Here is a 16,187-nt window from a genome sequence, read left to right as displayed (position 1 = left end):
GGTGTCTCGGTATTGCTAAAAGGCCGGACGTAAAGCAGCCACCGGCCAGACAACCGCCACCGACTGAGGCGATCGGTAGGTTTGGGTCTCAGTACCAAACGCTGTCGCCAAATTACGAATATTCTGCCGCATCGTTGCCAAGAAGTACTCTGGCGTGAGGTCTGCAACAGAGGGTGCTGTTTCCAACGGGTCAAAAACACTGACCTTTACCCCCATATCCTGAGCAAGGCTAGCAAACACCTGCTCCTGCCCCGGTTCAGTCAGCAGCGTTTTCAGTTGGCTAGTTTGCACCACCTCCATCACCCGCCGAACATCTGCTGGCGCCGGACTCTCTTCCGGCACACCCACTAAAAAGTCAACTTGGAGATTGTAACTGTCGGCAAAGTAAGGGGCAAAATCGTGATAAACCACAAACGTTTTGCCCGCAAACGGAGATAGCTTGGCCTCCGCCTCAGCATCCAGTGCTCTGAGTTTGTCAATAAAAGTGGCAGCGTTGGCTCTATAAATTTCGGCACCCTCAGGATCGATCGCTATCAACCCATCACGAATGTTTTCCACCTGTTGCACTGCCCGCTTGGGATCTAGCCAAATGTGCGGGTTAAACTCACCGTGACTATGATCGTGAGTGTGGCCATGGTCATGCGGTTCATCGTCCACCAGTGTTGCGACCCCAACACTGCTATCAATAATCTTTAGTTTAGGATTGTCTGCGTTGTCAATTAAAGGCTCTAAAAATGCCTCCAGATCAAGGCCATTTTTCACCAGTGCCGCTGCTCGGTTAATCTCCTGCACATCCTGAGGCCGCGCCTGAAAATCATGGGGATCAACATTGGCAGGCACTAACTGCGTCACCGTTGCCCGATCGCCCACAACTGCTTTTGTAAAGGCAGTCATCGGCAAAAACGTCGTCACCACCGTCAATTGAGGAGTGGCGACCGGCTCCGTTGGGGTCTCTGTTTCAGTTGTCTGTGTTGGCGCACAACCGCCCAGCAGCACACTGATAAGCAGCACTCTCCCGAGCGATCGCCACCAACCCGCCCCTAACGCATTGCAACCCATAGAACAACCCACGAATGATAACCATTCTCAGATTTATCATATAAAACCGCCTTCGGCAAGGGCAGCTTGGCACCGCCGCTGCCGTAACGTGGGTTGGAGTCTCCGCCTTAATTTCCCACAAAAGATAGGGGTCTAGTTTGCCCCCAGCCAAGGGATCGTTGCTATGGAGTTAGACCGAGCGACCTCTAGCCTTCGACGTTCAGGAAGGGTAGTAATGCCATCACCCGTGCCCGTTTAATCGCTACTGCTAGCTGCCGTTGCTGCTTGGCCGTCAAGCCAGTGACTCGCCGGGGCAAAATTTTACCCCGCTCGGTAATAAATCGCCGCAGCAGATCAACATCTTTGTAGTCAATAGGCTCGCCGGGGGCAATAGGAGAAATACGTCGCCGATAAAATGCCATAGCTGTTGTTCCTTAACCGTACCGCGCTAATCTGGACTATTTAATTTCTTTGTGAATTGTATGTTTGTTGCAGTGGGGACAGAATTTTTTTAGTTCCAAGCGTCCTGTAGTGGTGCGCCGATTCTTGGTCGTGGTGTACCGCGACACGCCGGGAGAGCGCTGAGCAGAGTTGCTGCGGCATTCCGTACACTCGAGGGTGATAATGATTCTGGCACCTTTTGCTTTAGCCATGATGTTGCCTATCTATCCAGTGAGCCGATCTCTGATTATCGCACATTTTTTACGGAGTTTAGTCACAATTTCAATGATCTTACGATCCAGGTAAAACCCCCGGCGACAGCGATAGACACTGGTTCCCCCAACGCGATCGTGGAGGGTGCGGTGCTCCTCATCAATCCAAGCCAAGCTACAGTCCACTGCGAGGGGCATCAGCAAGATGATCAAGGCAAAATTAAAGCCGTAGGACTCAACGCCGACCAAGGCCAGCAGGGCGCACGAGCCAATCACTAGCTCCCGCTTACTAAGAGAGAGCAGATCGGGGGTGCGATCGCGCCCGTCGAGTAGGCGCACATTCATCAACCAGTGTCCTGGGCTTTGCCCCTTATTGCGGTTGACCATTGCCACCCGTAGCAGCCACCACACCACAGCAAACACAGTAATTTGTCCCCACTGAATAGCGGCACCTGCGGTAATACCAACCACGCTCGTGAGCCAGATCACCAGAAAGTCAATACTGGTGGCGATCGCCCGTCGCCATGGTTGGGCAAGGGGCAACGGCGGAGGATACTGACGGGAAAGAGCCATAGGAGAGTCTGCCGTCTTACGTACCAGCTAACCCTACCATGATACTGGTTGCGCTTCAGGAGACTGATAAAACAGGGGTGCAACACCGCTACACCCCCATTGTCCACCCATTGCTCTGTGTCAACGACAGTGACCTATGGGCGCAAGTTCCCCAGCATTCCCATTAAGCCATCTTGCTTTTTGAGCATCCGGTTCAGCTTCTTGAGGTCAAGACTAATGGTTTCGGCGGGGTAGTTCTTCAGAAAGGACATCATACTCAGACCTTCGGGAGAGGCTGCCGCTGTTAGCATGGCTCCGCGCAGTGCCACTTCCCCCGCCTTATCGCGACGGATGGTTACCTGAGAGAACTGTTTGAGAACATCCTTGCCAATGGGGCTATTGAGAATGCCATTGACTTGCACAACATTGAAGGGGAGTTTCATGCCCAAAAATTCCAAGAGTTTTGCTTGGTCATCTTTGGGGACTAATCGCATCAAAGAGCCCAGTTCCCCCGTTGCCTGTTGGGTGGAGACGTACTCTTCTAGCTCCGACATGGGGAATGAACGCTGAAATGGACCGTAGGTCAATGAAACATAGTTGGCCGCTTTGGCAGGAGTCACAAACAGTGCCCCAACAGGCAGTGCCAGAGCTACTAACCAAGGCGAAAGACGCTTAAGCATGACGGATCAACTCCAAAAATTAAGGCAAAATGGGCACTGACAGCCTGTTTTGTTGCATCGAAATCAAGACACCACATCCTCATTTCCCATAGAGGTTGACAGATGCAAAACAAGCCGTAGATTGCACCGCTAGCAGTATAGCAGGCAAGATAGAGGTTGCCTTGGCTTCTTAAACTAGGTGTAACGTTCTAATGGGTGTATGAGTGTTTGGCAACCGGGTGCAGTGCTTGACCTGAAGATTCATACCCTCAACCATACGGGTGACGGTGTGGCTCGTTGGCAGGGCAGGGTGGTATTTGTGCCCGATGCGGTGCCGGGCGATCGCCTGCGGGTGCGCCTTCAGCACGTTAAGCCGCAGTATGCCAATGGCGTGCTCCTCGAGGTTCTTGAGCGATCGCCACAGCGGGTTCGGCCTGCTTGCATTGTGGCTGACAAGTGTGGTGGCTGTCAGTGGCAGTGCATCGATTATCATGCCCAGTTAGCGGCTAAGGAACAACTGGTGAAAGAGGCGATCGCCCGCATTGGGCACTTGCAGCCCCAAGCCTTTTTACCTATATTGGCTGCTCCATCTCCTTTAGGCTACCGCAACAAGGTCACCTACCCCCTTGCCCGTCGCCATGGTCAGGTGGTTGCAGGCTATTATCAAAAAGGCTCGCACCGCATTGTCAACCTGAACCAATGTCCAGTGCAGGATCCGCGCCTCAATCCTCTGCTAGCCACCCTTAAAGCCGACCTACAGCCTTGGCCTATCTATGACGAGTCAACCGGATCTCCGGGGGTTCGCCACCTAGGGCTGCGCATTGGCCAGCGTACGGGCGAGCAATTGATCACCCTAGTGCTAGCAGGGGATATCCCCCCTCACCTCGAAGGGCAAGCGCAACGATGGTACGACCAGTTTGCCGCCGTTGTGGGGGTCTGTGTGAACATTAATTCGCAGCGGGGGAATCGCATCTTTGGCTCTCAAACCCGGGTGCTAGCGGGTCAGCTGTACCTACGGGAGGTTTTGGCTGGCATTGAGTTCCACGTTGGCGCGACAACGTTTTTCCAAGTCAATACGGCTCAAGCAGAGCAACTTATCCAAACCCTTGAGGCTTGGTTGGCGCTCTCAGGAACCGAGCATCTATTAGATCTATATTGTGGCATTGGCACCCTTAGTTTACCGTTGGCGCGCTCAGCGGCTCGGGTCACTGGGGTTGAGTGTCATCCAGACTCGGTTACCCAAGCGATCGCCACGGCTCGTCACAATGGGTTGACCAATACGGAATTTATCTGTGCGGTTGCCGAAGAGTGGCTCCCCCATTGGTGCAACACTGTTGATGTCCTGCTGCTGGATCCGCCCCGTAAAGGGTGCGATCGCGCCGTCCTCGATGCAATTTTAGGGCAGCGCCCACCCCGAATTGTCTATGTCAGTTGCCATCCAGCCACCCTAGCGCGGGATTTAGGGTATCTGTGTCAGGCGGGTGCCTATCAATTGGCCAAAGTACAGCCCCTAGACATGTTTCCCCAAACCGCCCACGTCGAAACCATCGCATTACTCACCGCGACCTAGTCCCTGAGTTGCCCCTCAGTCGTCTCGGAAAAATTGTGAGGACTAGCGCAGAATTGCATTGGCATTGACTTCTCTCCTCCTTGGAAGAGAGGAGATTCCCAAAGGATGCTACGCAACGGGCTGAAGCCGCGTTGCTTCGCTTTTCCCTTGAGCTGTCACCCACAACTTAATGCGGGTGGGGGCAGTCAAAGACCCCCTACTCACCTCAAGCATTTCTGCTATTGGGACTACGTTTATGTTTCGGTTCGTGGTTTCGCGCTTTTCAACACTAGCCAATTCGATACGCTCGACATCCTGCCATTGCTTGCAGTGGTTTAGGCTTGCCGCCAAAGCGGTAGTGACTTACTTGCCGGGATCTCTCCGTACTAGGATGTTTCTTCGCGTAGTTGATACGCCTACTTTCCACGTCTCTAGTTTAACGCATAGAGAGGGCTAAAGCCCCCTGAGTTGGCTGTATCCCCTCGCTAAAGCGGAGGGGTTTTAGCCCGCCCACATCACTCCTATAATGGTGATGACCGCAGTCACAATCAAGCCAAAGGCAAGATTGACAACTTGTCCCGAGGCTTTCTGGTACGTATCCACCCGTACGTTAAGAATGGCTAGCTCATTGCCAAATGCTCCCATACCGTTTTTGACCTTATCCACCTCCCCCTTTAGCCCCTCAACGTCCTGTTTCAGATCGTCAACATCCTGTTTGAGGCCTTCAACATCGTGTTTGAGTCCTTCGACATCCTGCTTAAGCCCTTCAACATCATGCTTCAGACCCTCAACGTCCTGCTTAAGCCCTTCGACATCGTGGCGCAGCAGCTCAACATCGCCGCGAATACCACGTAACTCTGTAATCACAAGGGTTTGAAATTCTTGTTCGCTCATAGGGCGGCTGCATCAAGGACGCCAATGGTTTGGGTATAAATGGCCTGAGCTTCTTCAGGAGTATTACCAATACTCACTAGTCCTAGTTTACCAAACTCGGAGAGGGCACCCATCAAGTGAAAGACCGTGCCTGTTTCGGTACTGGAGTCAAAGTGGAGATGGTAGCGGGCAATCATATCCAAGAGATCGTTGGGTAGGAGGCCGCGATACTGCGGTTGGCAGAGGTTATCGGAGGCAATATAAAATTTGGGACGGCGGTGCTTACTATAAAAAAGACCGGACTCCAACTCATAATGACCATCGGTCAGGAATTGTAGCGTCATAAAGGGATGGGTGGTTCCTCCCTTACGGAGGTTAATTTCAATGGCAGCTAGCTCCCACGCTTGCTGATCGGCATCGAACGTGGCAACAAAATCCAGCCCATAATAGCCAATGACCCCCTGTTGCGCCAGATAGGTTCCAGCGGTGCGTCCGAGGTCTTGCAATTGATGCCGATAGTCCGCGTGGGCAGGAAATTCACACCCAATGAAAATTTGCCCTTCCGGTTCATTCAAGAGCTGTTCGTGGGTGGAGATGATTTCCACCCGACCGTCAGGGGTGATGCGACCTTGGACACTGGGCGATCGCTTCTGGGAGCCGTCGATGAAGGCTTCAACAATGCCTCCGAGGGTTATAAATCGCTGCCGGTAGGAGTCCCATGTTTCATTAGGGGCTTGGAACCTCATGTCGGCAAGGCTATTCTCTAGCCGTTGGAGATGGGCGGGATCTGTGGGGGAGGTGGTGGGGCGCACCTGTGTTAGGTCAAGGAGGGCATTCCCTTCGCCAGAAAATGCTTCGTTTAGTTTCACCACTAAGCGGTGTAAGTGGGGGTATTTGGCTTGCAGGTGGGCGATCGCCTGCACTAACTCAGAGACTGTCGCTAAAAAGCCACTGCCGACAGGGTGGGGGATGCCTGCTGCTGCAAAGAGTTCGCGGCTGCCCGCCTTAGTTCCCCAATAGAGTAAATCCGGATCCGTTGAGTACAGAGGAATCCCCAACGTCACGGCCAGTTCCCGTTCGAGGGGGGTAGAGTTAAAACAGACCATATAGGCCTGATTCGGCCGTAGGGCTTGACGGATACGTTCTACCAAGCGGGGGCGCTCCAAGATTTTAGCGGTCAAGGGTTTATCGGAGCGATCGTAGGTGGCCAACAGCAGGAGGCGATCGCGGGCATGGGAGGTGGGTACCCCTGGCAACAAATCAAGATAGTAGTCAATAATACTGGGGTGCAGCGGCTGTGAAGTGATATAGATCATGCGCGTGCGGGGATTGCGCAGTTGAATCAGTGTATAGAGTTGGCGCTCTTCATAGTGGGTGTAGCCCGTAATTTTGGCAAGTTCCGGTTGGGGAAAACTCAGAGAAGGCACAACCACAATATCCCGCTCAATTCCCCCTGGCCCCTTTGGCAGTTCCGGTACAAAGGTTTCCGTACCCTCCCAACACTCCTGCAGACGGGTTTGTAGGTGGTGGAATTGCTGGGCAATGGACATCTGCCAGTCCCCCAAAGGTTTGTCCCCTAGTGTAGCAGTGTCCTCTGCTCAGCACGTTAAGAGTGTCGATGGCTTTAAGGCACGCAGTATCTTAGAATCAGTACGTTGTTTTGTTAGGCCAAGCGGCTCAATGCTTAGACATCCGGCACTACGCGCCCTAGGTAAAATTTGGCGATTACTCGATCGCGGCGATCGCTGGCAACTGGTGGGCATTGGCGTTTTAATGCTCATGGGCAGCATTTGGGAAGCAGTAGGCGTAGGCTTGGTTCTGCCCTTTATTGCCATTATTGAAAAGCCGGAACGCTTAAACGAGATTCTGTTTTGGCGGCAAAACAACACCCCTCTGACCCAAGGCGAAGAATATGAGTGGTTGTTAACCCTCAGTTTGGCCTTTGGTGCTCTGTATATTTTCAAAAATCTATTTATTGCTGGCAGCAACTATATTCAATTTAAGTTCTTAAACGAAAAGCAGCGGAAGTTTTCCGTATTACTACTTCGGAGTTATTTGTTTAAGCCTTATACCTTTCATCTGCAAAATAATACTGCGAAGCTTATCCAAAATGCAAAAACAGAAACCAACAATGTCTTCAACCAATATCTATTACCGATTTTAGTCATCATTTCAGAATTTCTAATTGTTTTAGCCATCTTTAGTGTCATCATTCTTGCAAATCCATTTATTGCTATCATTGTCATCGCTGCTTTAGCCCTATTAACCTATCTATTTTTCAAGGTATTTCAAAGAGCTTTGAGGAATCTAGGAGCTAAACGGGTTCACTACGAACAACATGTGGTTCAAGCCATTAGCCAAGCCTTGGGTGGCATTAAGGAAGTCAAAATTCTTGGACGAGAGAAATTATTTCTTGATGTTTATGAAGAGAATCTCATTGAAGATCGCAAAGCTAATTTCTTCTTGAACTTTATTAGCCAACTGCCTCGTTCTTACTTTGAAACTCTCGCTGTAATTACTATTATTCTGATTATTGTCTTGACCTTAGTGCAGCACGGATCAATGGCTCAAGTGTTGCCGCTGATTTCTCTCTTTGCGGCGGCGGCATTCCGGCTGATGCCTTCGGCAACTCGCCTGATGAGCAGCTTGAACACGGCTATTTTTTACGCTGCTGCGGTGGATGTTGTCTATGACGATATTCTGGAGGCGCGTACGTTTAGCACACCAGCTCTAGCGTCTAGTCATAGTCCTCCTCAGCCTTTTCGCGATCGCCTCGAACTTCTTGATATTTACTATTCTTACCCCAATACTCAACGACCTGCTTTAGAGGGGGTCTCCTTAACGATTAAACAGGGAGAGATGATTGGCTTTGTGGGGTCTTCTGGTGCCGGTAAGACAACGATTGTTGATGTTATTTTAGGACTCCTAACCCCCTCCCACGGGGATATTCGCGTTGATGGGGTGAGTATCTATACCAACCTTAGTCAGTGGCAGCGGCAGATTGGCTATATTCCCCAAAGTATTTACCTTTCGGATGATACGCTACGCCGCAATATTGCCTTTGGTCTGCCGGATACTACGATTGACGAGGAGGCGCTCCTAGCAGCGGTTCACGCCGCACAGCTATCGACCTTTGTCGCGGGTTTGCCAGAGGGGTTGGATACGATTGTTGGGGAGCGCGGGGTGCGGCTTTCAGGGGGGCAACGCCAGCGCATTGGCATTGCGCGGGCACTGTATCACAATCCAGGCGTGTTGATTATGGATGAAGCAACCGCAGCGCTGGATAACCAAACCGAAGCGGGGGTGATGGATGCGATTCAAGCCCTCAGTGGTGAAAAAACGATTATTATGATTGCCCACCGCCTCAGTACGGTAATGAATTGCGATCGCCTCTACTTGATGGCAAATGGCAAAGTAGCAGCCACAGGAACCTACACAGAATTAATAGAGCATAGTCCTGAGTTCCGCGCTATGGCAAAAGGGTATGAAACGCCCCCGTCTGCTTAAGGCAGATGGCAATCATTCGCTTGCAGTTCCTTTAAGGTACGCGCCATCAACACGGCGTGCGTGCCTCGTTCTGGCTCCCCGTCTTTGGGGTGGCGTTGCCGGTAGCTGCCATCGGGTTGCAGCTCCCAAGCTTGGCGATTATCAGCAAGCATAATTTCCAGTAGCTCTTGCAGTTCCTGCTGAATACGTGGCTCTATAATCGGTGCGATCGCCTCCACTCGCCGATCTAAGTTGCGCGATCGCCAGTCAGCACTGCCGATAAAGTACTCTGGCTGACCGTTGTTGCCAAAATAGAAAATTCGCGAGTGCTCGAGAAAGCGACCAATAATACTAATCACCCGCACGCGATCGCTCACTCCCGGCACCCCAGGGCGCAAGCAGCACATCCCCCGAATAATCAAATCAATTTCTACTCCCGCTTGCGAAGCTTCGTACAGCGCACGGATGAGTTGGGTATCTGTAATCGCATTCATTTTGGCAATAATCCGCCCTGGGCGGCCATTACGGCAGTGCTCCGTTTCGCGGTGGATGAGTGCTAGCATCCGTTCCCGCATGGTCACCGGTGCCACCAATAGTTTCCGATAGTGCCGCTGCCGCGAGTAGCCCGTCAAGACGTTAAACAGTTCCGTGAGGTCTGCGCCCAATTCTGGGCGACAGGAAAATAACCCTAAATCCTCATAAAGACCAGCGGTCTTGGGGTTGTAATTGCCCGTACCAATGTGAACGTAACGGCGAATTTGCCCTGCTTCTTGACGCACCACCAACACCGTCTTGGTATGGGTCTTTAGGCCGGGTACCCCATACACCACATGCACACCCACTTTTTCTAGCTTTCGCGCCCAGAGAATATTGTTCTCCTCGTCAAAGCGAGCTTTGAGTTCCACCAGTACCGCCACCTGTTTACCATTTTCCGCCGCTTTAATCAGGGCACTGACAATGGGAGAGTCGCCGGACGTGCGGTAGAGGGTCATCTTAATGGCTAACACTTGCGGGTCGTGAGCGGCTAGGGTAATAAACCGCTGCACTGTTGCCGTAAACGAGTGGTAGGGGTGGTGCACCATCAAATCGCGCTCGCGGATTAAGCCAAATAACTCATTTGCCGTTGCTTCCCAATAATCGGTGCCCAAGGTCGTAATTTCACTGGTGGTGTCAAATAAAGACTCCCGCTCATCCACCCGCTGAAAACTAGGCGGCACTTGAGGATGCCACTCCACATCCTTACATTGCGGCAATGGCAGTGCCATAAAGGCAAACAGATCGTTGAGGCACAACAGCCCATCTAATTCATAAACATCAATCTCTTCGAGATCCATTTCCTCCATCAGGGTTTGCTTTAGCAGTGGCGGAATCCCCCGCTGGACTTCAAGGCGAACTACAGAACCAAACCGGCGTTTGCGAATTTCCTGCTCGATCGCAATCAGCAGATCATCGGCCTTATCTGTTTCCAGTTCAAGGTCAGCACTGCGGGTAATGCGAAAGACAAAGTAAGACTGAATGTCCATGCCGGGAAATAGCGCATTCAGGTTGTGGGCAATGATGTCTTCAAGGGGCACCCCAACCCAATGGGTGGCTTCGGAGCTGTGCAGGTGTTGCGGCAAGGGAATAAAGCGAGGAAAACGGTTGGGCACCTTAACCCGGGCTAATCGCTCTTGGCCAGAATCAGGATCTCGAATCAAGACGGCCAAGTTAAGGCTCAAGCTGGAAATATAGGGGAACGGGTGAGCCGGATCCACGGCTAGGGGAGTGAGCACTGGAAACACTTGCGCCTGAAAGTAATGGTTGAGGTAGCTTTGCTGCTCCGGCTCTAGCTCCTGAAAACGATTGAGAAAAATTGCTTCCTTGGCAAGGAGCGATCGCAATTCTTGGTCGAAATAGCGGTGCTGCTCAGTCACAATGGGGATAAGATATTGCCGCACAGCCTGTAACTGCTCTGCGGGCGGCATGCCATCGGCACCACCTTGGAGGATGCCACTTTCTACCTGTTGTTGCAGACCGGCCACCCGCACCATAAAAAATTCATCGAGGTTGGTACTAAAAATCGCCATGAACTTCAGCCGCTCCAGGAGCGGTGTTCGCGGATCGTAGGCCTCATGCAGCACTCGCTTGTTAAACTCCAACCAACTGAGGGAACGGTTGAAATAGTACTGTGGGTCATTTAGATCAATGGGTTCCGAAGCTTTGCGGCGACTGGACTTAGCCGAGGTCATAATAGTCTGTTCCAGTTCTTCTGTTGCACTAGCATCCACTGTACTCGATCCCCTGTGCTGACCGGTTCTGATTTTTCTCAGAGCGTACAATGATAAGGTTAAGGTTTGCTAATCGTGGAGAATCGTTAAAAGTATGGCTGAGGTAGGGGCAACGGGGGCAGAAATTCGGGCAACGCGAATTGAAAAAGCTGCCACACTCCAGCAGCGGGGGATGAACCCCTACGCCTATCGCTGGGAGCGCACCCATACGGCAGCTATGCTCCAAAAAAAATACGCCAATCTCACCGCAGGGGATGCCGTGGGCGATCGCGTCAGTGTGGCAGGCCGCATCATGGCACGGCGGGTGTTTGGTAAGCTGGCGTTTTTTACCCTCCAAGATGAGAGTGGCACCATTCAGCTTTACCTCGACAAGCAGACCATCAGTGCCGCCATGGGAGAGACAGCCTTCTCAGATCTTAAACAGCTCACCGACGTTGGCGACATTCTCGGTGCGGTGGGCACCCTCAAACGCACAGAAAAAGGGGAGCTATCGGTGGTGGTTGAGGACTACAGCCTCCTGACCAAAGCATTGTTGCCCCTGCCTGACAAATGGCATGGCCTCACGGATGTTGAAAAACGCTATCGGCAGCGCTATGTCGATTTAATTGTCAATCCCCATGTGCGAGACACCTTTCGCAAACGCGCCCTGATCACGGCTGCCATCCGCCAGTATCTGAACGAGCAAGGGTTTATTGAAATTGAAACCCCTGTCCTCCAAGCAGAGGCAGGAGGGCCGAAGCCCGCCCTTTCATCACCTATCACAACACCTTAGAGATGCCGCTGTACCTGCGGATTGCCACAGAGCTTCATCTTAAGCGGTTGATCGTGGGAGGGTTTGAAAAGGTCTTTGAACTAGGGCGCATCTTTCGCAATGAAGGGATTTCCACAAAGCATAATCCTGAATTTACCTCGATTGAGGTATATCAAGCCTACGCCGACTACACCGACATGATGGCTTTAACTGAAGCCATTATTACCACTGCGGCTCAGCAGGTTCTTGGCACCCTCATCCTAAACTATCAAGGGGAGACCATTGACCTGACCCCTCCTTGGCAGCGGGTGACGATGCACGAGATCGTGGCAAAGGTTACAGGGCTAGATTTTCAGCAGTTTGGCGAACTGGAGCAGGCCAAAGCTGCCGCCCAGCAGGTGGGAATCAGCGACCTAGACAGGTGCGATACCATTGGCCGTGTGCTGAACGAAGTGTTTGAGCAAGCTGTTGAACCCACCTTAATTCAGCCCACCTTTGTCCTTGACTATCCCGTGGAAATTTCCCCCTTAGCCAAACCCCATCGCCATAAACCGGGGCTAGTGGAGCGGTTTGAACTGTTTATTGTGGGACGTGAGCACGCCAACAGCTTTTCTGAGCTGACGGATCCGCTAGATCAACGGCAACGGCTGGAGGCGCAAGCGGCACGGAAAGCGGCAGGGGATCTCGAAGCCCACAGCGTGGATGACGACTTTTTAACGGCTTTAGAGCACGGTATGCCACCCACCGGTGGGTTAGGGATTGGCATTGATCGATTGGTGATGCTGCTAACCGACTCCCCCAGTATCCGCGATGTGATTGCCTTTCCGTTATTGCGCCCTGAATAGACGGCTGGGCAAGATTTGCTAAAATCTTAAGCATATTTACCGATTGATGCCCACCCAGAATGGAGGCATGGCGAACAATGTCAGTGCAAACCATTGAAAAACCAGCAACCGTTCGTAAGTTGGCACCCCGCTATCGTGTGCTGCTGCACAATGATGATGTGAACTCGATGGAGTACGTTGTCGAGGTGTTGCTGAAAACGGTGCCCAGTTTGACACAACCACAGGCGGTGGACATTATGATGGAGGCTCACATGACTGGGGTTGCTTTGGTCATTACCTGTGCCCTTGAGCACGCTGAATTCTATTGTGAAGGCCTGAAAATGGCAGGATTGACGAGCACCATTGAACCGACTGAATAATGCTTGGCGGCAGATGATCCGCCGCCCGCTCTGGGTTCGTCTGTTGAGTTTTGCCGTAACACTGGTTTTGCTTTGGCTACCCATTGGCCTGAGCATTTTTTTTCTGTGGGGGGACGGTGGCACTGCTAGCTTTGTCAATATGGGGCTGCTGTACCTCATTTTTATCGCTTTGCTGCGGGTTTGGGGGCAGCGAGTTCACCAGCAGCGATCGCCCCTAGGGTTCTATGGGTTGCAGGGGGGCTGGCTATTTGGCCGCGATGCCCTTGTAGGATGGCTGTTGGCTGTGGGGTTGGTAGTGCTGTTGTTCTTCGTTGAAGGGCAGTTGGGCTGGGTGCAGTGGCACGGCACGCCGGATCGCTTTGGGCTATTGCTAGTGGAGGGCTTGGCTACCGGAATTGGTGTGGGTTTTGCCGAAGAGTTGCTGTTTCGAGGGTGGCTCTTACAGGAGCTAGAGCTAGAGTATCAGCCTTGGTTTGCCCTCGGCCTCAATGGTTTGATCTTTGCGGTGCTGCACTATCTTCACCCACCGGAGGTGATTCGCGCCACCTGGCCACGCTTTTTTGGTTTAGTGATATTGGGTTTAAGTTTAGGTTTGGGAAAATGGGTCTTTGGCCGCCGCTTGGGCTTTCCCATGGGGTTCCACGGCGGGTTGGTCTGGGCCTATTTTGGGGTCAAGGTGGGGGAGTTGGTTACCTATACTGGGGTTGCGCCAGAGTGGCTGACGGGTATTGGTGGTAATCCGATCGCCGGTGTTATGGGGGTGAGCCTATTAGGGATTGTCACACTTCTCCTTGGTTATCGCGCCGCAACCGCACCATAAAAAAACCATCCATGTCTTGACGCTGCGGCCAGACGGTGATCCACCCTTGGGGATCCGCCCATTGCTCTAGGGGTGCAGGGGGAGGATCGATGCGCCACTGGGGGTGCAGGCGCAGGAAGTGCTGAATCTGGGCTTCATTTTCCGCCGGCTCTAAGCTACAGGTGGCATACACCAGCACACCGTTCGGTTTGACCCACTGGCAGACATTGCTGAGGAGTTGGGCTTGCAGGGGAACAAGGCTGGCTAATCGTTTGCCTAAGGGGTGCCAGCGGGCATCGGCATGGCGGTGCAGCGTTCCGGTGCCAGAGCAGGGAACATCCAGCAGCACACGATCGCCTACGCCCCTGAAGTCTGGAGCCGTGGCACTATCGACGGTGTGAATCTCAATACAGCTTAAACCAAGGCGATCGCGATTTTGACGCAGTCTGCGCAGGCGGCTGGGGGTGCGATCGCAGGCAATCACCCGGCCTTGATTGCGCATTAGCTCAGCGATATGGGTTGTTTTACCCCCCGGAGCAGCACAGGCATCAATGACAACCTCCCCAGGCTGGGGATCCAACAAATGTGCCACCCACTGCGCTGCGCGATCTTGAACCGACCAATACCCCGCCTCAAAGTAGGGCAATGTCGCCATGGGTGCGCCACAGTGGTTCAGCGTCAGCCCTTGGGGTAGCGTGGGAATAGCCCTCAGGTCATAGCCCGCCTCAGCAAATAACTGGATTAAATGCTGGCGATCGCCCCGTAGGGGATTGAGCCGTAAATCGAGGCGGGGCGGGCGGTTAAACCAGTCGCAGAGCGCTTGGCACTCCTCAAGTCCCACTAGGTCTAACCAGCCTTCAATCAGCTCATCGGGGAAACTATAGTAACAGCCCAGTTGTGAGACGTGGGGCAACCCTGCAATCATCGACGTGAGCGGATCACCCTCAGCACGCAGATAGCGGCGCAGCACCCCATTCACCAGCGCGGCCAACCCGCCCAAGCCCACCACCTTTGCCAGACGCACACTGGTATCCACCGCTGCGTGGGCTGGAATGTGATCGAGGTACCGCAGTTGATAGAGGCCTAGGCGCAGAATTAATTGCAGGCGCAGGGGAGGCGCTTGACGACAAAAGCCCGCAATGAGGGTATCTAAGGTGCGCTGCCGCCGTACCGTTCCATAGACTAACTCGGTGACAAGGGCGCGATCGCTGGCCTGTAGATCGCAGGTATGCAATACCCTGTCTAAGGCCACATCGGCATAGGCCCCCTTGGCAATGGCATCGAGTGCGTTGAAGGCAAGATGACGGGCAATTAGTTCCACGCCGACTGTTGGATCGCCTCTCGCTGTTCACTACTGGCGATCGGCCATTCTGGATGATCACCACCAATCACTAAATTGGCAATGGCCACATAGTCCTCACTAAACTGGCTCAGGGCATTAATGAGAATATCTAGGGCTAGGGCATCACTGGTGCCCAGATCAAACCAGCAGCGCGCCCAACGCCCATTGTACTCAAACTCTCCCATATTGTGCATTACCGCCATAAGAGAGCTATCCGCTTGCAGGGGATTGTACTCAAGGTAGCTGAGGTCTAACCCTGTTTCCTGGACTTGCAGGTTCTCGGCATTGAAGCCGCCCAACTTTCCTAAAAAAAACCATGAATTAAAGACTTCTTCAAGGTATTGCTGCTCAATGGTGGTGGGAGGGTCAACAAACTCGACCCAGATCCACAGATCAAAGGGATCAATTTCCCGAAAGATCACATTCATGCATTTGCCCCCAAGAGGCCTTTCTGAAACGCAGGGCGGCTGCGTAAGCGCTCTGTGTAGCCTTCAACCGCAGGATAAGGACTCAAATCAACTTGAAACAGCATTTGTAAGTAGGCCAAGATTGACCCTAGAGCCACATCGGCAACGGAAAAGTCAGCCCCCAAAATATACGTGTTCCCCTGCAGTGTTGCGTCTAACCCAGCTAAGAGGCTAGGGAGTTGGCGATCGCGATTTTCCGGCGGAAACATGGCCTGAGAGAGGGTAGAGTTGGCAAACAGAACCCACTGATAGACCTTAGCCGCCGTTGCGGCATCCGACGGCAGTTGACCGTGGGTTTGGGCGAGGTATAGCAAAATAGCTCCCGATTCCCACAGCACCAGATCCCCATCCACAATGACGGGCACTTTACCCATTGGGTTTAGTTTCAGGAACTCAGGCTGGCGATGCTCCCCTGCTTGCAGATCCAGCAGCACAAATTCATAGGGGAGGCCAATTTCTTCTAGATACCAGCGCACAATTGAAGCGCGGGACTTAGCACCACCATAGAGCTTTAGCATAGGCGATTGGTGTGAACTCATTGCAACGG

The 16,187-nt window shown here is 52.7% G+C and carries 15 protein-coding genes and 1 pseudogene; 5 read left to right on the top strand and 11 right to left on the bottom strand.

Features of this window, described 5'->3' with window-relative positions; genetic code table 11:
* Nucleotides 1-15 precede the first annotated feature (15 nt).
* The 5 genes from BRW62_RS03555 to BRW62_RS03535 all read right to left on the bottom strand — a co-directional run bounded on the left by BRW62_RS03555 (nucleotide 16) and on the right by BRW62_RS03535 (nucleotide 2,923).
* Nucleotides 16-1,059 carry a metal ABC transporter solute-binding protein, Zn/Mn family gene (locus BRW62_RS03555; RefSeq protein WP_099798303.1) on the bottom strand — a complete coding sequence of 348 codons (1,044 nt, stop codon included), beginning with the start codon at nucleotides 1,057-1,059 and terminating at the stop codon, nucleotides 16-18.
* Nucleotides 1,060-1,244: 185 nt separating this feature from the next.
* Nucleotides 1,245-1,460, bottom strand: coding sequence for a 30S ribosomal protein S18 (gene rpsR, locus BRW62_RS03550; protein WP_099798302.1), 216 nt, complete (start codon nucleotides 1,458-1,460; stop codon nucleotides 1,245-1,247).
* A 36-nt stretch (nucleotides 1,461-1,496) separates the two neighbouring features.
* The gene (gene rpmG / locus BRW62_RS03545; RefSeq protein WP_099798301.1) at nucleotides 1,497-1,691 is read right to left on the bottom strand and encodes a 50S ribosomal protein L33; all 195 of its coding nucleotides are present in this window, start codon (nucleotides 1,689-1,691) and stop codon (nucleotides 1,497-1,499) included.
* A 12-nt stretch (nucleotides 1,692-1,703) separates the two neighbouring features.
* Nucleotides 1,704-2,264 carry an RDD family protein gene (locus BRW62_RS03540; RefSeq protein ID WP_099798300.1) on the bottom strand — a complete coding sequence of 187 codons (561 nt, stop codon included), beginning with the start codon at nucleotides 2,262-2,264 and terminating at the stop codon, nucleotides 1,704-1,706.
* 134 nt (nucleotides 2,265-2,398) lie between these two features.
* Entirely contained in the window at nucleotides 2,399-2,923 is a 525-nt protein-coding gene (locus BRW62_RS03535; RefSeq protein WP_099798299.1) for an alpha/beta hydrolase, read from the bottom strand.
* A 199-nt stretch (nucleotides 2,924-3,122) separates the two neighbouring features.
* Between BRW62_RS03535 and rlmD the strand changes: the two genes are divergently transcribed.
* Entirely contained in the window at nucleotides 3,123-4,472 is a 1,350-nt protein-coding gene (gene rlmD, locus BRW62_RS03530; RefSeq protein ID WP_099798298.1) for a 23S rRNA (uracil(1939)-C(5))-methyltransferase RlmD, read from the top strand.
* Nucleotides 4,473-4,952: 480 nt separating this feature from the next.
* On the opposite strand, the gene BRW62_RS03525 is transcribed toward rlmD, so the two are convergent.
* Together BRW62_RS03525 and BRW62_RS03520 are read right to left on the bottom strand one after the other, a co-directional pair.
* Nucleotides 4,953-5,345, bottom strand: coding sequence for a hypothetical protein (locus tag BRW62_RS03525; protein WP_099798297.1), 393 nt, complete (start codon nucleotides 5,343-5,345; stop codon nucleotides 4,953-4,955).
* Entirely contained in the window at nucleotides 5,342-6,874 is a 1,533-nt protein-coding gene (locus BRW62_RS03520) for a peptide ligase PGM1-related protein (protein WP_099798296.1), read from the bottom strand. The genes BRW62_RS03525 and BRW62_RS03520 overlap by 4 nt, the downstream gene beginning before the upstream one ends.
* Before the next feature lie 130 nt (nucleotides 6,875-7,004).
* On the opposite strand from BRW62_RS03520, the gene BRW62_RS03515 reads away from it, so the two are divergent.
* Entirely contained in the window at nucleotides 7,005-8,831 is a 1,827-nt protein-coding gene (locus BRW62_RS03515) for an ABC transporter ATP-binding protein (RefSeq protein WP_099798295.1), read from the top strand.
* Here BRW62_RS03515 and ppk1 read toward each other — a convergent pair.
* Nucleotides 8,828-11,038, bottom strand: coding sequence for a polyphosphate kinase 1 (gene ppk1, locus BRW62_RS03510; protein WP_198406144.1), 2,211 nt, complete (start codon nucleotides 11,036-11,038; stop codon nucleotides 8,828-8,830). The genes BRW62_RS03515 and ppk1 overlap by 4 nt on opposite strands.
* 133 nt (nucleotides 11,039-11,171) lie before the next feature.
* Here ppk1 and lysS point away from each other — a divergent pair.
* The 3 genes and pseudogenes from lysS (at nucleotide 11,172) to BRW62_RS03495 (ending at nucleotide 13,852) form a co-directional block, all read left to right on the top strand.
* Nucleotides 11,172-12,673 (top strand): annotated as a pseudogene (lysS, locus tag BRW62_RS15065) (lysine--tRNA ligase).
* A gap of 77 nt (nucleotides 12,674-12,750) precedes the next feature.
* The gene (clpS, locus tag BRW62_RS03500) at nucleotides 12,751-13,032 is read left to right on the top strand and encodes an ATP-dependent Clp protease adapter ClpS (RefSeq protein WP_099798293.1); all 282 of its coding nucleotides are present in this window, start codon (nucleotides 12,751-12,753) and stop codon (nucleotides 13,030-13,032) included.
* Complete coding sequence (locus tag BRW62_RS03495) at nucleotides 13,016-13,852, top strand: CPBP family intramembrane glutamic endopeptidase (protein ID WP_227517550.1); 837 nt, start codon at nucleotides 13,016-13,018, stop codon at nucleotides 13,850-13,852. Before clpS ends, BRW62_RS03495 begins: the two co-directional genes overlap by 17 nt.
* Here BRW62_RS03495 and BRW62_RS03490 read toward each other — a convergent pair.
* The 3 genes from BRW62_RS03490 to BRW62_RS03480 are packed head-to-tail and all read right to left on the bottom strand — an operon-like array spanning nucleotide 13,812 to nucleotide 16,158.
* Entirely contained in the window at nucleotides 13,812-15,152 is a 1,341-nt protein-coding gene (locus BRW62_RS03490; protein WP_099798291.1) for a 16S rRNA (cytosine(967)-C(5))-methyltransferase, read from the bottom strand. The genes BRW62_RS03495 and BRW62_RS03490 overlap by 41 nt on opposite strands.
* Nucleotides 15,143-15,601 (bottom strand): DUF3531 family protein, encoded by a 459-nt coding sequence (locus tag BRW62_RS03485; RefSeq protein WP_099798290.1) that lies wholly within the window; start codon nucleotides 15,599-15,601, stop codon nucleotides 15,143-15,145. The genes BRW62_RS03490 and BRW62_RS03485 overlap by 10 nt, the downstream gene beginning before the upstream one ends.
* Complete coding sequence (locus BRW62_RS03480) at nucleotides 15,598-16,158, bottom strand: glutathione S-transferase family protein (RefSeq protein ID WP_099798289.1); 561 nt, start codon at nucleotides 16,156-16,158, stop codon at nucleotides 15,598-15,600. Before BRW62_RS03480 ends, BRW62_RS03485 begins: the two co-directional genes overlap by 4 nt.
* Nucleotides 16,159-16,187: the final 29 nt, after the last annotated feature.

Origin of the sequence: Thermostichus lividus PCC 6715 (assembly GCF_002754935.1) — a bacterium.
Taxonomy (GTDB): domain Bacteria; phylum Cyanobacteriota; class Cyanobacteriia; order Thermosynechococcales; family Thermosynechococcaceae; genus Thermosynechococcus; species Thermosynechococcus lividus.
This window is presented reverse-complemented; position numbering and strand designations above follow the sequence as displayed.

Excerpts from the sequence above, each read along its gene's own strand:
- BRW62_RS03555 (WP_099798303.1), bottom strand. The coding sequence starts at position 1,059 with ATGGGTTGCAATGCGTTAGGGGCGGGTTGGTGGCGATCGCTCGGGAGA.
- rpsR (WP_099798302.1), bottom strand. The coding sequence starts at position 1,460 with ATGGCATTTTATCGGCGACGTATTTCTCCTATTGCCCCCGGCGAGCCT.
- rpmG (WP_099798301.1), bottom strand. The coding sequence starts at position 1,691 with ATGGCTAAAGCAAAAGGTGCCAGAATCATTATCACCCTCGAGTGTACG.
- BRW62_RS03540 (WP_099798300.1), bottom strand. The coding sequence starts at position 2,264 with ATGGCTCTTTCCCGTCAGTATCCTCCGCCGTTGCCCCTTGCCCAACCA.
- BRW62_RS03535 (WP_099798299.1), bottom strand. The coding sequence starts at position 2,923 with ATGCTTAAGCGTCTTTCGCCTTGGTTAGTAGCTCTGGCACTGCCTGTT.
- rlmD (WP_099798298.1), top strand. The coding sequence starts at position 3,123 with ATGAGTGTTTGGCAACCGGGTGCAGTGCTTGACCTGAAGATTCATACC.
- BRW62_RS03525 (WP_099798297.1), bottom strand. The coding sequence starts at position 5,345 with ATGAGCGAACAAGAATTTCAAACCCTTGTGATTACAGAGTTACGTGGT.
- BRW62_RS03520 (WP_099798296.1), bottom strand. The coding sequence starts at position 6,874 with ATGTCCATTGCCCAGCAATTCCACCACCTACAAACCCGTCTGCAGGAG.
- BRW62_RS03515 (WP_099798295.1), top strand. The coding sequence starts at position 7,005 with ATGCTTAGACATCCGGCACTACGCGCCCTAGGTAAAATTTGGCGATTA.
- ppk1 (WP_198406144.1), bottom strand. The coding sequence starts at position 11,038 with ATGACCTCGGCTAAGTCCAGTCGCCGCAAAGCTTCGGAACCCATTGAT.
- clpS (WP_099798293.1), top strand. The coding sequence starts at position 12,751 with ATGTCAGTGCAAACCATTGAAAAACCAGCAACCGTTCGTAAGTTGGCA.
- BRW62_RS03485 (WP_099798290.1), bottom strand. The coding sequence starts at position 15,601 with ATGAATGTGATCTTTCGGGAAATTGATCCCTTTGATCTGTGGATCTGG.
- BRW62_RS03480 (WP_099798289.1), bottom strand. The coding sequence starts at position 16,158 with ATGCTAAAGCTCTATGGTGGTGCTAAGTCCCGCGCTTCAATTGTGCGC.